The sequence below is a fragment of the Pseudomonas sp. LBUM1656 genome (assembly GCF_059716065.1).
The window spans coordinates 481,010-494,572 of sequence record NZ_CP166800.1; the positions used below are offsets into that span (position 1 = coordinate 481,010).

The 13,563-nt window shown below is 58.7% G+C and carries 8 protein-coding genes and 1 pseudogene; 5 read left to right on the forward strand and 4 right to left on the reverse strand.

Annotated elements, in window-relative coordinates; genetic code table 11:
* Window positions 1-194: 194 nt before the first annotated feature.
* Window positions 195-1,820 (reverse strand): methyl-accepting chemotaxis protein, encoded by a 1,626-nt coding sequence (locus tag ACA072_RS02205; RefSeq protein ID WP_497622815.1) that lies wholly within the window; start codon window positions 1,818-1,820, stop codon window positions 195-197.
* Between the two features lie 285 nt (window positions 1,821-2,105).
* Here ACA072_RS02205 and ACA072_RS02210 point away from each other — a divergent pair, with 285 nt between their 5' ends.
* From ACA072_RS02210 to ACA072_RS02225, 4 genes and pseudogenes are all read left to right on the forward strand, one after another.
* Window positions 2,106-2,336 carry a hypothetical protein gene (locus ACA072_RS02210; protein WP_497622817.1) on the forward strand — a complete coding sequence of 77 codons (231 nt, stop codon included), beginning with the start codon at window positions 2,106-2,108 and terminating at the stop codon, window positions 2,334-2,336.
* Window positions 2,333-2,635: a cell division protein ZapA gene (locus ACA072_RS02215; RefSeq protein WP_010464343.1), complete on the forward strand. Its 303-nt coding sequence runs from the start codon at window positions 2,333-2,335 to the stop codon at window positions 2,633-2,635. The genes ACA072_RS02210 and ACA072_RS02215 overlap by 4 nt, the downstream gene beginning before the upstream one ends.
* A gap of 145 nt (window positions 2,636-2,780) precedes the next feature.
* Window positions 2,781-3,809 (forward strand): annotated as a pseudogene (locus tag ACA072_RS02220) (HAMP domain-containing protein); the annotation flags it as partial.
* Between the two features lie 132 nt (window positions 3,810-3,941).
* Window positions 3,942-4,673 carry a methyl-accepting chemotaxis protein gene (locus ACA072_RS02225; protein WP_497624937.1) on the forward strand — a complete coding sequence of 244 codons (732 nt, stop codon included), beginning with the start codon at window positions 3,942-3,944 and terminating at the stop codon, window positions 4,671-4,673.
* Window positions 4,674-4,763: 90 nt separating this feature from the next.
* Here ACA072_RS02225 and ACA072_RS02230 read toward each other — a convergent pair whose 3' ends face one another.
* The 3 genes from ACA072_RS02230 to putA all read right to left on the reverse strand — a co-directional run bounded on the left by ACA072_RS02230 (window position 4,764) and on the right by putA (window position 11,356).
* Window positions 4,764-5,135 (reverse strand): hypothetical protein, encoded by a 372-nt coding sequence (locus ACA072_RS02230; RefSeq protein ID WP_497622819.1) that lies wholly within the window; start codon window positions 5,133-5,135, stop codon window positions 4,764-4,766.
* 231 nt (window positions 5,136-5,366) lie between these two features.
* Window positions 5,367-7,169 carry an acyl-CoA dehydrogenase gene (locus ACA072_RS02235; protein ID WP_497622821.1) on the reverse strand — a complete coding sequence of 601 codons (1,803 nt, stop codon included), beginning with the start codon at window positions 7,167-7,169 and terminating at the stop codon, window positions 5,367-5,369.
* A 236-nt stretch (window positions 7,170-7,405) separates the two neighbouring features.
* The gene (putA, locus tag ACA072_RS02240) at window positions 7,406-11,356 is read right to left on the reverse strand and encodes a trifunctional transcriptional regulator/proline dehydrogenase/L-glutamate gamma-semialdehyde dehydrogenase (protein WP_497622823.1); all 3,951 of its coding nucleotides are present in this window, start codon (window positions 11,354-11,356) and stop codon (window positions 7,406-7,408) included.
* Window positions 11,357-11,818: 462 nt separating this feature from the next.
* Between putA and putP the strand changes: the two genes are divergently transcribed.
* Window positions 11,819-13,303 (forward strand): sodium/proline symporter PutP, encoded by a 1,485-nt coding sequence (gene putP / locus ACA072_RS02245; protein ID WP_497622824.1) that lies wholly within the window; start codon window positions 11,819-11,821, stop codon window positions 13,301-13,303.
* The last annotated feature ends 260 nt before the right edge of the window (window positions 13,304-13,563 follow it).

Here is a 13,563-nt window from a genome sequence, read left to right on the forward strand (position 1 = left end):
GCAATACTCCAGAAAGCTGAAAGGCGGGCACAAACTGACCATGCAGTCTGCGTGCCAGCGATTCTAACCTGTTGAAATGTGATGCTGTCAAAAAGGTTTTGCAGATCAAAAGATCGCCGCCTCACGCAGATCCGGTGTAGGAGCTGTCGAGTGAAACGAGGCTGCGATCTTTTCCGCCGTGACGCGATCTGCGCTTAGAGGCTGAACCGCCCAACCATGTTGTTCAGGTCCAGCGCCAATCGCGACAGTTCATTACTCGCCGCGCTCGTCTGATTCGCCCCGGTCGCCGACTGCACCGACAAATCCCGAATGTTCACCAGGTTGCGATCCACTTCACGGGCCACCTGCGCCTGTTCTTCCGCCGCGCTGGCGATCACCAGGTTGCGCTCGTTGATCTCGACAATGGCGCTGTTGATGGTGTCCAGGGACAGACCTGCACCGCGGGCAATGTTCAAGGTCGATTCGGCACGTTCGGTACTGTTACGCATCGAATCCACCGCGTGTTCGGTACCGCTCTGGATGCTGCCGATCATGCGTTCGATTTCGCTGGTCGACTGCTGGGTGCGATGCGCCAGTGCACGAACCTCATCCGCCACTACCGCGAAACCACGCCCGGCTTCACCGGCACGTGCGGCTTCGATTGCTGCGTTCAATGCCAACAGGTTGGTCTGGTCAGCCAGGCCACGAATCACGTCCAGCACCTTGCCGATGTCACGGGACTCATTGGCCAAGTCGCCAATCAGGGTCGCCGTGCTCTGCACATCGGCGCTCATGCGTTCGATGGCGCTGACGGTTTCCTGCACCAGGTCACGACCGTCGCCGGCCGAGGTGGTGGCGTTTTTCGAAGCTTCGGAAGTGCTCACGGCGTTGCGCGCGACTTCTTCCACGGCGCTGGTCATTTCATTGACTGCGGTGGCGGCCTGTTCGATTTCGTTGTTCTGCTGGGTCAGGCCACGGGCGCTTTCGTCGGTGACACTGTTCAACTCTTCAGCGGCGGACGCCAGTTGCGTGGCCGAACCGGAAATGCGTTGCAGGGTATCGCGCAACTTGTCCTGCATCTTCGACATGGCCAGCAACAAGCGACCGGCTTCGTCTTCGCCATCAACCGTGATCGGGCGAGTCAGGTTGCCCTCGGCGATTTCTTCGGCAGCGCTCAGGGCATTGGCGATCGGCTTGGTGATGCTGTTGGTCAGCAGCCAGGCGAACAGCACGGTCAGGCCGGAGGCGATCACCAGCAGGGTGACGACCAGGTTGAACGCCGAGGAATACTGATCAGCTGCCTGCTGATTAAGATCGACCGCCTGTTGATTGTTGATCAGCATCAGCCGGTTGAGCACAGCGTTGACGGCTTCAGAGTTGTTCAACAGATCGGTGTTGAGCAAGGTGCGCAGTTCTTCCACCTGGTTGTTGCGCGACAGCGTCTTCATCCGGTCTTCAAGCTGACGATACTGGCCGAGCAACTGCACGTACTGGTCGTAAGCCGCACGCTCTTCAGGGCTGCTGATGAATTTTTCATACTCAGTCTGGGCGGCACGGATCTGTTGATTGCGCTGGTCGAACAGCTCGATGGTTTTTTGCTGAACGTCCGGTTCGCGGTTTGTCAGCAGGCGATAGGACAGGACCCGCAGGCGCAGCGTCAGTTGGGTGAACTCGTCCAGCGCCTTGATGCTCGGCACGCTGCTCTCGACGATGTTCTCGCCGGCGCCGCGAATCTTGCTCATCTGGTTCAGGGCAAACACACCCAAAACCAGCATCAAGCCGCCAATCAGGGCGAAACCGAGGAACGCCCGCGGTGCGATATTCATATTACGAAGGGACATGCTGTTTACCAAAGTGAGCGCACCCGTGCGGCGCTGAAGCTGACGTATGAGTGACTTATCGGTCATACGACTAAAGTCTTGAGTGCGTGTGCGGTTTTGTCGCAGAAAGGCCGTTATTTGTAGGAGCGACGAAGTGAGGGAACCAGATTCGCCAATCACAGTCTTTAAAGCTCACGAGGACGGTCGCCCGCCAGGAAAATCAAGGGCTTGCGCCTGAATAACCCTGGCATCCGTGGTGACTTTTCTTTATCGTACGCGCCCCTTGAAAATGCTTGGAAAATCAAAATGTTGGAAGCATCCCTTAGCCAATTGGAACAGCTGGTCAACGACCTGGTGCAACAGAACCAGACGCTGCTCGGCACTAACCAGACCCTGAGCGCCGAACTGGCCCAGGCCAAGGATGAAAACGAAAGCCTGCAACTGAACCTGATGGAACAGGAAGAAAAACAAGGTGCCACCGCGGCCCGCATCCAGGCCCTGGTTGAGCGCGTCAGCGCCGGCCCGGTCAGCGCATGAATCACGGCGCCGCAGGGGTGAAAGTCGTCTCGATCCTGGGGGAGGACTATTCGATCAAGGCGCCGGCCGGGGAAGAGCAAACCCTGCTGGACGCCGCAATGATGTTGAAAGCTGCCTTGGCCGACACCAAAAGAAAGTACCCGACGCTGATCGGTGACCGCTTGCTGGTGCTGGCCGCGATGAATCTGTGCTCCCAGCAGATTGAAATGCAGAAGCAGCACAAGCAGGAACTCGACCGTTACCAAGAGCAAGTCAGCGCCACGGTTGAAGTGATCTCCAAGACGATCAATCAGGCCTGATCGGCTTTGCGCACAACCAAAGAATAAATTGTCGGTTTAGTTGTATACAATCGGCACGGCTGTTGCAGTGTTTCAGCCTCTTATTCTTTGGGGGTGCTCCATGCAGTTCTGGCGACGCAGTATTCAATGGCAGTTGATCCTCAGCATGGGCACCGCCCTGCTGGTCAGCATCCTGATCGTGGTTGGCATTTATACCCTCGTGGTCAACCGTCTCGCCCAGAGCTATCTGGTCGAACAGGCACTGCCGTCGAGCATCGAGGCGATGCGCAACGACATCGAACGAATCCTCGTCCAACCCCTCACCGCCGCGAAGGACATCGCCAGCAACAGCATGGTGCGCGACTGGCTGGCCGGGGGTGAAAACAGCGCCCAAACCGCCACGTTTGTGGAGTACCTGGAAGGCATCCGCGCCGAGCACAAAGCCTTCACCGCGCTGATCGTCGGCACTGCTTCAAACCATTACTTCACGGAAAAAGGCCTGGATCGGACTCTCAGCCGCTCCAATCCCAAGGACGCCTGGTTCTACGCCTTCCTCGACAGCAATCAGCCGCGCACCCTCAATATCGACAATGACACCGCGACCGGAGAATTGGCGCTGTTCATCGACCTCAAGGTCGAGCAGGCCGGTAAAGTCGTGGGCGTTGCCGGGCTGGGGTTGAGCATGAAAGAGCTGTCGGAGCTGATCCACAACTTCAACTTCGGTGAGCGCGGCAAGGTCTATCTCGTGCGTTCCGACGGTTTGATCCAGGTTCATCCCGAGGCGCAATTCAGCGGCAAGCGCACCTTGGCCGAGCAGATCGGTGCAACCGCGGCACAAGCGGTGATGGGTCAAAAAGCCGCCACCAACAGCAGCTTTGTCCGTGACGGCGAAGATTTTCTGGCATTGAGCCTGCCATTGCGGGACCTGGGCTGGACCCTGGTGGCCGAAGTGCCGCAGTCGCAGATCTACGCCGAAGCCCGACGCGCCATGTGGATGAGCAGCGGTATTGGCCTGGCAGTGGCGCTGGTGTGCCTGTTGCTGGTGGTTTTGCTGGCCCGTGGGTTGGTGCGGCCGATCCGTCAGGTAACAGCCGCGCTGGTAGCCATCGGTAGCGGTGGGGGAGATTTGACCCACCGGTTAGATTCCAGCCGCGCCGATGAACTCGGTGACTTGGCGCGCGGCTTCAATCGATTCCTCGACAGTCAGCGCGAAATGATCGGCGAAGTGCTGACCACCAGCGAGCGTTTGCGCACCGCCGTCGGCCAGGTAGCGCGGGTGGTGGACAACACCGCCGAACGTTCCGGTCGTCAGCAGGAAATGACTGACATGGTTGCCACCGCTGTCCACGAGATGGGCCTGACGGTGCAGGAAATCGCCCAGAACGCGGGTAATGCCGCTGTTGCTTCGCAGAATGCTCGCGATGAAGCCATGCAGGCGCGGGAGGTTGTGGGCGGGTCGATCCGGCATATAGAAAGCATGTCCGATGAAATCGGTATCGCGGCGGGTGCCGTGGGCGAACTGGCCAATCAGGTCGCGTCGATCGATCAGGTGCTGGCGGTGATTCGCGGGATCTCCGAGCAGACCAATCTGCTGGCACTGAACGCGGCCATCGAAGCGGCGCGAGCGGGAGACATGGGGCGTGGGTTTGCAGTGGTGGCGGATGAAGTGCGCACATTAGCGCGGCGAACACAGGCGTCGACCGACGAGATTCAGCAGATGATCGGCAGCCTCAAGCAGGGCGCGGAGAATGCGGTTTCATCCATGCATTCCGGACAAGCAGCGACGGGCACCGGGGTCGAGTCGAGCCAGCGTACCGGGGCGTCATTGACGGCGATTACCGGACAGGTCGAGCGCATCAGCGACATGAACCATCAGGTGGCGACGGCCACGGAAGAGCAGTCGGCGGTGACGGAAGAGATCAACCGCAATGTTCAGGGGATTTCCGATTTGGCCCGGGCGACGGCGGGGGAAGTGAGAGCGTGCCGTGAGGATTGCCAGACGCTGCAGCGATTGGCGGATGATTTGGCGCGGCAGATGGGTGGGTTCAGGCTGAATTGAGTAATTGCATGCGTTCTGAGGCTTCACCGTCATGGTGAAGCCCAGATCATTGGTGCCTTTGAATAAAAGGCACCAATAGTTGTTGTTTTTTCATTGGAATACAGGAATCACGGGAGTCTCTACAGTTATAGTGTGTTCGGTGTTATCGATGTTCCCATGCTTATAGAGTACTTGGTGATACCCCTTTGTTCTTTCTACGAATACATAATCTCCAGATTTGACATGAGTGGAAAAGCTGGCGGTGCTGACGGGTTTGTCTGTTTTGAGGCTAATGCAAGCAACCGGGTTAAATAATTTCACTTCCAAAATGTAGCGTGCATTTTGTTCGTCAGAGTGCCAGTGGTAAAACTTGGCGGCGACGATATATTTGGTGCCATTGATTGTGATGTTCTCTGAAGTAGTAAGCCCCAAGAGGAAGCCAACTTTATCGACCGGGCTTGTTTCAGCGTTAATTTCGCTCATTCTTATTTATCCTTGGTCATTATTTTAATTTTGAATATACCGAGGTCTAGAGTTTCGGACTTCAAGCACAACACAACTCTAAAATAAAATAATCAAGGCTGTAACCTGTCATATATGACAGGTGTGTACGAGTTTTTCACGCAGTACTATCGTATGTTTTGTTGCTGTATTAATGGATGGGCTTTTAACCCATCTGGGTCATGCACCATCCATTAATGGTGAAGGACTATCTCAGAACCACTCATCCTGCATCGTCAAACACACATCATCCCGAGCCTCAAGAATCGCCAGCTCGTGATGACAACCCGGCACTTCCCACGTCAGGAAATACCGCGCCGCCTGCAGCTTGCCCTTATAGAAGCTCACATCCGCCGCGTTCCCCTTGGCCAACCCTTCTTCAGCGCGAATTGCCTGCTCCAGCCAACGCCAGCCAATCACCGTGTGCCCGAACACCTTCAGGTATAGCGCCGAGTTCGCCAGGCTGCTGTTGACCTTGCCTTGCCCCAGATCCGTCAGCAAACCAATCGTCACCGTTTGCAGACGCGCGACCAGTTTCTCCAGCGGTTCACGCAACGCGGTCAACGATTCATGCGCCTGCGCCCGTTCGGCCGTGCCAGTAATCAAGCGGATCAATTGCTTGAGCCCCGCACCACCGTTCTGCGCCAGTTTGCGCCCCAGCAAGTCCAGCGACTGAATGCCGTGGGTGCCTTCATGAATCGGGTTCAAACGGTTGTCGCGGTAATACTGCTCCACCGGGTACTCACGGGTATAACCGTGGCCACCGAGAATCTGGATCGCCAGTTCGTTGGCCTTCAGACAAAACTCCGACGGCCAGGATTTGACGATCGGCGTCAGTAAATCCAGCAGCTCATGCGCTTGTTTGCGCTCGGCTTCAGTCTCCAGCGTCGTGGTGTCATCGAACAACCGCGCGGCGTACAGGCCAAGGTCGAACGAGCCTTCAACATAGGCTTTCTGCGTCAGCAACATGCGTTTGACGTCGGCGTGTTGAATGATCGCCACTGGCGCGGTACTCGGGTCCTTGCTGTCCGGCACGCGACCTTGCGGACGCTCGCGAGCGTACTCCAGGGAATACAGGTAACCGGCGTAACCGAGCATCACCGCGCCCATGCCGACACCAATCCGCGCCTCGTTCATCATCTGGAACATGTAGCTCAAGCCGTGGTGCGGCTTGCCCACCAGGTAGCCAACGCATTCGCCGTTATCGCCGAAGTTCAGTGCGGTGGACGTGGTGCCGCGCCAGCCCATTTTGTGGAACAGGCCCGCCAGCAGGACGTCGTTGCGCTTGCCGAGGCTGCCGTCATCGTTGACCAGGAACTTGGGCACGATGAACAACGAAATCCCCTTCACCCCTGCGGGTGCGTCCGGCAACTTGGCCAGCACCATGTGCACGATGTTTTCCGACAGCGGGTGATCGCCACCGGAGATGAAAATCTTGTTGCCCTTCAGGCGATACGTGCCGTCAGACGCAGGCTCTGCGCGGGTACGAATATCCGACAGGGACGAGCCGGCATGCGGTTCGGTCAGGGCCATGGTGCCGAAGAAGCGACCGTCGATCATCGGTTGCAGGAAGCTTTGCTTCTGCTCCTCGGTGCCGAAACTTTCGATCAGGTTCGCCGCGCCCATGGTCAGGAACGGATAAGAGGTCGACGCCGCGTTGGCCGATTGAAAGTGCGCGAAACAGGCCTGGGACAACAACGTAGGAAGTTGCATGCCGCCGGCGTCGAAACTGCGCGCCGCGTTGAGGAAACCGGCTTCGAGGAAGGCATCCACCGCCGGTTTTACTTCCGGAATCAGAATCGCCTGACCGTTCTCGTAGCGCGGCTCGTTCTCGTCGTTCTTGCGGTTGTGCGGGGCGAAGAACTTTTCCGCGATGCTGCGGGCAGTGCCGATGGCGGCATCGAAGGTTTCGCGGTTGTGCTCGGCGAAACGCTCACGCTGGGTCAGGCCTTCGGCATCGAGGACTTCGTACAGCTCGAAAGCCAGATTGCGGGAACTGAGCAACGTCTCGGACATGGCGGCCTACCTTTTTTTGGAGTGGACCGAGTCTAGGCGTGGGAACAAAGGCTGAACAGGATGATTGATGTCGGTGATGCACAGGCCAAACACGAACCCTGTAGGAGCCGGCTTGCTGGCGATGGCGGTGCATAAGATACACCGCAGTGTATTGATCGCCAGCAAGCCGGCTCCTACAAGGCAAAAAAATGGGCGCCGGTAAGGGCGCCCATTTTGGGTCGCTTATGAATCGGTGATTAGCCGATAGTCATCAAGCTGGCATTACCACCCGCCGCAGCAGTGTTAACACTCAACGCCCGCTCGATCACCAGGCGCTCCAGCGCAATGCTGGTCTCGCCCTGCGACAACCCATGAACCCCAACGATGGCGCCCGCACGCTTGGCCACTTGCTGGCACACCGCACGCAGCTGGTCGGAATGGCCATGATGCAGAACCGCATCAAACACCACTTCGTCCTTGCCCCAGTCAGCAACCAGTTTGATCTTCGCTTGAATTTCCTTCGGCAGACGTGCGGACAGTGCCTTGGTCAATTCAGCTTCCGGCCATACCGCCGAGCCGCCGACGGCCAATACCGCCGCCAGTTGAGTCAGCAGATCGCCTTCGACTTCCGCCAGGCACAGCACGTGTTCGCGCGGCAGGATGGCGTAGCTGTTGCGCTCGCCGGTCGGGCCAGCGAGTACGCGGGTGATGCCGCTTTGCGATTGCGCCGCGAACTGCACACACAGCGTGCTCAGGTCAGCGAACTTGTTGCTGTCGGCCCAGGCCTTCAGGGCAGTCAGCGGTTTGCTCATGGCATCACGCAAGCGAACGTCCGGGGCTGCGATGGCGTCACCGCGAGCGAAGGATTGTTCGATCGCATCGGTAGGACGCGTCGACAGCAAGCGGTACAGGTACAGCGGACCACCGGCTTTCGGGCCAGTGCCCGACAAGCCTTCGCCGCCGAACGGTTGCACGCCAACCACAGCACCGACGATGTTGCGGTTCACGTAGACGTTACCCGCGTTGACGTTGTCGATCACTTTGGCGATGGTCTCGTCGATGCGAGTGTGCACGCCCAGCGTCAGGCCGTAGCCGGAAGCGTTGATCTGACCGATCAGCTGGTCGATGTCTTTGCGCTTGTAGCGAACCACGTGCAGCACCGGACCAAAGATCTCCCGTTGCAGTTCGTCGAAGCTTTCCAGTTCGATCAGCGTCGGCATCACGAAGGTGCCGCGTTTGACTTCTTCGCTGTTGGCGATGGCCACCTGGTACACGTTGCGACCTTTGTCGCGCATGGCCTGGATGTGCTTCTCGATGCCGGCCTTGGCTTCGGCGTCGATCACCGGGCCGATGTCCACGGACAGGCGCTCAGGGTTGCCAAGACGGCATTCAGCCATGGCGCCCTTGAGCATTTCGATGACACGTTCAGCGGAATCTTCTTGCAAGCACAGCACACGCAGTGCCGAGCAACGTTGACCGGCGCTGTCGAAGGCCGACGATACGACGTCTATCACAACCTGTTCGGTCAGTGCCGAGGAGTCGACGATCATCGCGTTCTGGCCGCCGGTTTCGGCGATCAGCGGAATCGGACGACCCTGTGCATCCAGGCGACCGGCGACGTTGCGTTGCAGCAGACGAGCAACTTCGGTGGAACCGGTAAACATCACGCCTTTGACCCGATCGTCGCCGACCAGACGGGCGCCGACAGTTTCGCCACGGCCCGGCAGCAGTTGCAGCACGCCTTCCGGAATACCGGCTTCGATCATCAAGCGCACGGCTTGAGCGGCTACCAGCGGTGTTTGTTCCGCGGGCTTGGCCAGTACCGGGTTACCGGCGGCCAGTGCCGCAGCGACTTGACCACTGAAGATGGCCAGCGGGAAGTTCCACGGGCTGATGCACACCACTGGGCCCAGTGGGCGGTGGGCGTCGTTGGTGAAATCGTTGCGGGCCTGCACCGCGTAATAACGCAGGAAGTCCACGGCTTCACGCACTTCGGCGATGGCGTTGGCGAAGGTCTTGCCGGCTTCGCGAGCCAGCAGGCCCATCAGCGGCTGGATCTCGCCTTCCATCAAATCGGCGGCACGTTCCAGAATCGCGGCACGTTCGGCGGGCGGGGTGGCCTGCCAGATCGGCGCAGCGTTCAGGGCGCACTGGATAGCGTTGTCGACGTCTTCGACGGTGGCTTCCTGCACATGGCCGACCACGTCACGCAGATCGGACGGGTTCAGAACCGGCGCAGGGGTTTCTGTGCTGGACGCGCAACCGAGCATCGGCGCAGCTTTCCAGTGGTTGTGAGCAGTGGCCAGCAGGGCGCAGGACAGCGAAGCCAGACGATGTTCGTTGGCCATGTCGATGCCGCTGGAGTTGGCGCGCTCGGCACCATAAAGATCACGCGGCAGCGGGATACGCGGGTGCGGCAGGCCGAAGCCGCCTTCCAGCGTCGCCATCTGCTCGATGCTGGCCACTGGATCGGCCACCAGCTCCTGAATCGAAATGGATTGGTCGGCGATGCGGTTGACGAACGAGGTGTTCGCACCGTTTTCCAGCAGACGACGTACGAGGTACGCGAGCAATGTTTCGTGAGTACCGACCGGTGCGTACACGCGGCACGGACGGTTCAACTTGCCTTCGGAAACTTTGCCTACAACCTGTTCGTACAGCGGTTCACCCATGCCGTGCAGGCACTGGAACTCGTACTGACCCGGGTAATAGTTCTGACCGGCGATGTGGTAAATGGCCGACAGGGTGTGGGCGTTGTGCGTGGCGAACTGCGGATAGATGACTTCCGGCACCGACAGCAGTTTGCGGGCGCAGGCGATGTAGGAAACGTCGGTGTACACCTTGCGGGTGTAGACCGGATAGCCTTCCAGGCCTTCGACCTGGGCGCGCTTGATTTCGCTGTCCCAGTACGCGCCTTTCACCAGGCGGATCATCAGGCGATGACGGCTGCGGCGAGCCAGGTCGATCACGTAGTCGATCACGTATGGGCAACGCTTCTGGTAAGCCTGGATCACGAAACCGATGCCGTTCCAGCCAGTCAGTTGCGGCTCGAAGCACAGGCGCTCCAGCAGATCCAGCGACAGCTCGAGGCGGTCGGCTTCTTCGGCGTCGATGTTCAGGCCGATGTCGTATTGCTTGGCCAGCAGGGTCAGCGACAACAGGCGCGGGTACAACTCGTCCATCACGCGCTCGTACTGCGCACGGCTATAACGCGGGTGCAGGGCCGAGAGCTTGATGGAAATGCCCGGGCCTTCATAAATCCCACGACCGTGGGACGCTTTGCCGATCGAGTGGATGGCTTGTTCGTACGAGGCCAGGTATTTCTGGGCGTCGTGCTCGGTGAGTGCGGCTTCACCCAGCATGTCGTAGGAATAGCGGAAGCCCTTGGCTTCGAACTTGCTGGCGTTGGCCAAAGCTTCGGCGATGGTTTCGCCGGTGACGAACTGCTCGCCCATCAGGCGCATGGCCATGTCGACGCCCTTGCGGATCATCGGCTCGCCGCTCTTGCCGATGATGCGGCTCAACGACGAAGTCAGGCCTGCTTCGTTATGGGTGGCGACCAGTTTGCCGGTCAACAGCAAGCCCCAAGTGGCAGCGTTGACGAACAGCGACGGGCTGTTGCCCAAGTGCGGGTGCCAGTTGCCGGTGCTGATCTTGTCGCGGATCAGTGCGTCACGGGTGCCTTTGTCCGGGATACGCAGCAGCGCTTCGGCGAGGCACATCAGCGCTACGCCTTCCTGAGACGACAGGGAAAATTCCTGCAGCAGTCCCTGAACAATTCCGGCACGGCCGCCGGCGCTTTTCTGATTGCGCAGTTTCTCGGCAATCGAGGAGGCGAGCTTGTTGGTGGCTTCTGCCATCGCAGCCGGCAGGCGCGCCTGCTCGATCAGCATTGGCACCACTTCCGGTTCCGGGCGACGGTAAGCGGCAGTGATCGAGGCACGGAGCACCGATTGCGGCAGGATGCTTTCGGCGAACTCGAGGAAGCACTGGTGGGCGTGATCCAGAGGCGCATCGACGGCTTCGTCGGAATCCTTGGTCAAACCGCTCAGCTCGGTCAGGGTTGCACCACCCTCGAGTTTTTCCAGGTAATTGAAAATTGCCTGCTTGATCAGCCAGTGCGGCGTGCGATCAATCGAGGTCGCGGCCGCCTTGAGGCGCTCGCGGGTCGGGTCGTCAAGTTTGACCCCAAGGGTGGTGGTAGCCATATTTTTATCCTCATGTTTGCCACGACCGCGTGGCATCAGCTGGCCGCAAGATTAGCTGGGCAATCTTTGAGGTGCAACCGGGTGCAACCCTTTTTTTGTCGGAATAATAAGCAGCTCGTCAGGAAATAAATTCCGGAACGAACGTACCGCGCCGGCTTGGTGCTTTTCATTCTAGTAAACCGTCAGGACTGCCCTAAAAGGGAGCAAAAACAGGGGTTTTTCAGGTAAATCCGACTAGGTGCAACTTATTCTCAAAAAATGGGTTGCACCTTATTTGCTTTGTTGAATAGCATTCGCGGCCAAGGTGCAACCAGTCATAAAAGACAGGTGCGCCGGCTGATGGCTTTCCTGGGGAAACATCAGTCATAAATGCGCGGGACCTGAAATCGTCTGTCAAACGTCGTCGTTTGCGCGCGGTTCACCAGCCGCCGCTACATAAAAACAAAGCCAGGGCGAAACTTAATGAGCGTTAGCAATCCAACTCTGATCACGTTCGTGATCTACATCGCAGCAATGGTGCTGATCGGCTTCATGGCCTATCGTTCCACCAACAACCTTTCTGACTACATTCTGGGCGGTCGCAGCCTGGGCAGCGTCGTGACTGCATTGTCCGCCGGCGCCTCCGACATGAGCGGCTGGTTGTTGATGGGCCTGCCGGGCGCCATCTACATGTCCGGTCTGTCCGAAAGCTGGATCGCCATCGGCCTGATCATCGGTGCTTACCTGAACTGGCTGTTTGTCGCCGGTCGTCTGCGCGTGCAAACCGAACACAACGGCGATGCACTGACCCTGCCGGATTACTTCTCCAGCCGTTTTGAAGACAAAAGCGGTCTGCTGCGGATCATCTCTGCCGTCGTGATCCTGGTGTTCTTCACCATCTACTGCGCCTCCGGCATCGTGGCGGGTGCCCGTCTGTTCGAAAGCACCTTCGGCATGTCCTACGAGACCGCGTTGTGGGCCGGTGCTGCGGCGACGATTGCCTACACCTTCGTCGGCGGTTTCCTGGCAGTGAGCTGGACTGACACCGTACAAGCCACGCTGATGATCTTCGCCCTGTTGCTGACGCCGATCATCGTGCTGCTGGCCACCGGCGGCGTCGACACCACGTTCCTGGCCATCGAAGCGCAAGATCCAAGCAACTTCGACATGCTGAAAAACACTACCTTCATTGGCATCATCTCGCTGATGGGCTGGGGCCTGGGCTACTTCGGCCAGCCGCACATCCTCGCGCGTTTCATGGCGGCGGATTCGGTCAAGTCGATCGCTAAAGCACGTCGCATCTCCATGGCCTGGATGATCCTGTGCCTGGGCGGCACCGTCGCTGTAGGTTTCTTCGGTATCGCTTACTTCTCGGCGCATCCTGAGCTGGCTGCACCAGTGACCGAAAACCACGAGCGCGTGTTCATCGAACTGGCGAAAATCTTGTTCAACCCATGGATTGCCGGTGTACTGCTGTCGGCCATTCTAGCTGCCGTAATGAGCACCCTGAGCTGCCAGTTGCTGGTGTGCTCGAGCGCCCTGACCGAAGACTTCTACAAAACCTTCCTGCGTAAATCCGCTTCCCAGGTTGAACTGGTCTGGGTCGGTCGTGCCATGGTGTTGCTGGTTGCCCTGATCGCCATCGCGTTGGCCGCTAACCCGGAAAACCGCGTACTGGGCCTGGTGAGCTACGCCTGGGCAGGTTTCGGTGCTGCGTTCGGTCCTGTTGTCCTGATCTCCGTGATCTGGAAAGACATGACCCGCAACGGCGCACTGGCCGGCATCCTGGTCGGCGCGATCACCGTGATCGTGTGGAAACACTTCGAGCTGCTGGGCCTGTACGAAATCATCCCGGGTTTCATCTTCGCCAGCCTGGCGATCTACATCGTCAGCAAACTGGGCGCGCCGACTCAGGGCATGCTTCAGCGCTTCGCCGCTGCCGAGGCTGATTTCCGCCTGAACAAGTGATCGGAATGAGCTGATGCTCTGACCGTTCGCCGAACATGAAAACGGCCCGCTTCCTTATGGAGGCGGGCCGTTTTTTTTGGTTACGCAAATCCCGAGATGTTGAAGATCCTTGTGGGAGCGGGCTTGCTCGCGAAAGCGGTGGGTCAGCTTGCATCAATGCTGAATGTGGAATCGCATTCGCGAGCAAGCCCGCTCCCACAAGGGGATTGGTGGTGGTCTTGAGGGAAATGTCTGTAGCCAAACACGTAGATTATTGAAGG

Bases quoted from the DNA above. Each gene is read 5' to 3' on its own strand.
- ACA072_RS02205 (WP_497622815.1), bottom strand. From the start codon at position 1,820: ATGTCCCTTCGTAATATGAATATCGCACCGCGGGCGTTCCTCGGTTTC.
- ACA072_RS02210 (WP_497622817.1), top strand. From the start codon at position 2,106: ATGTTGGAAGCATCCCTTAGCCAATTGGAACAGCTGGTCAACGACCTG.
- ACA072_RS02215 (WP_010464343.1), top strand. From the start codon at position 2,333: ATGAATCACGGCGCCGCAGGGGTGAAAGTCGTCTCGATCCTGGGGGAG.
- ACA072_RS02225 (WP_497624937.1), top strand. From the start codon at position 3,942: ATGGTTGCCACCGCTGTCCACGAGATGGGCCTGACGGTGCAGGAAATC.
- ACA072_RS02230 (WP_497622819.1), bottom strand. From the start codon at position 5,135: ATGAGCGAAATTAACGCTGAAACAAGCCCGGTCGATAAAGTTGGCTTC.
- ACA072_RS02235 (WP_497622821.1), bottom strand. From the start codon at position 7,169: ATGTCCGAGACGTTGCTCAGTTCCCGCAATCTGGCTTTCGAGCTGTAC.
- putA (WP_497622823.1), bottom strand. From the start codon at position 11,356: ATGGCTACCACCACCCTTGGGGTCAAACTTGACGACCCGACCCGCGAG.
- putP (WP_497622824.1), top strand. From the start codon at position 11,819: ATGAGCGTTAGCAATCCAACTCTGATCACGTTCGTGATCTACATCGCA.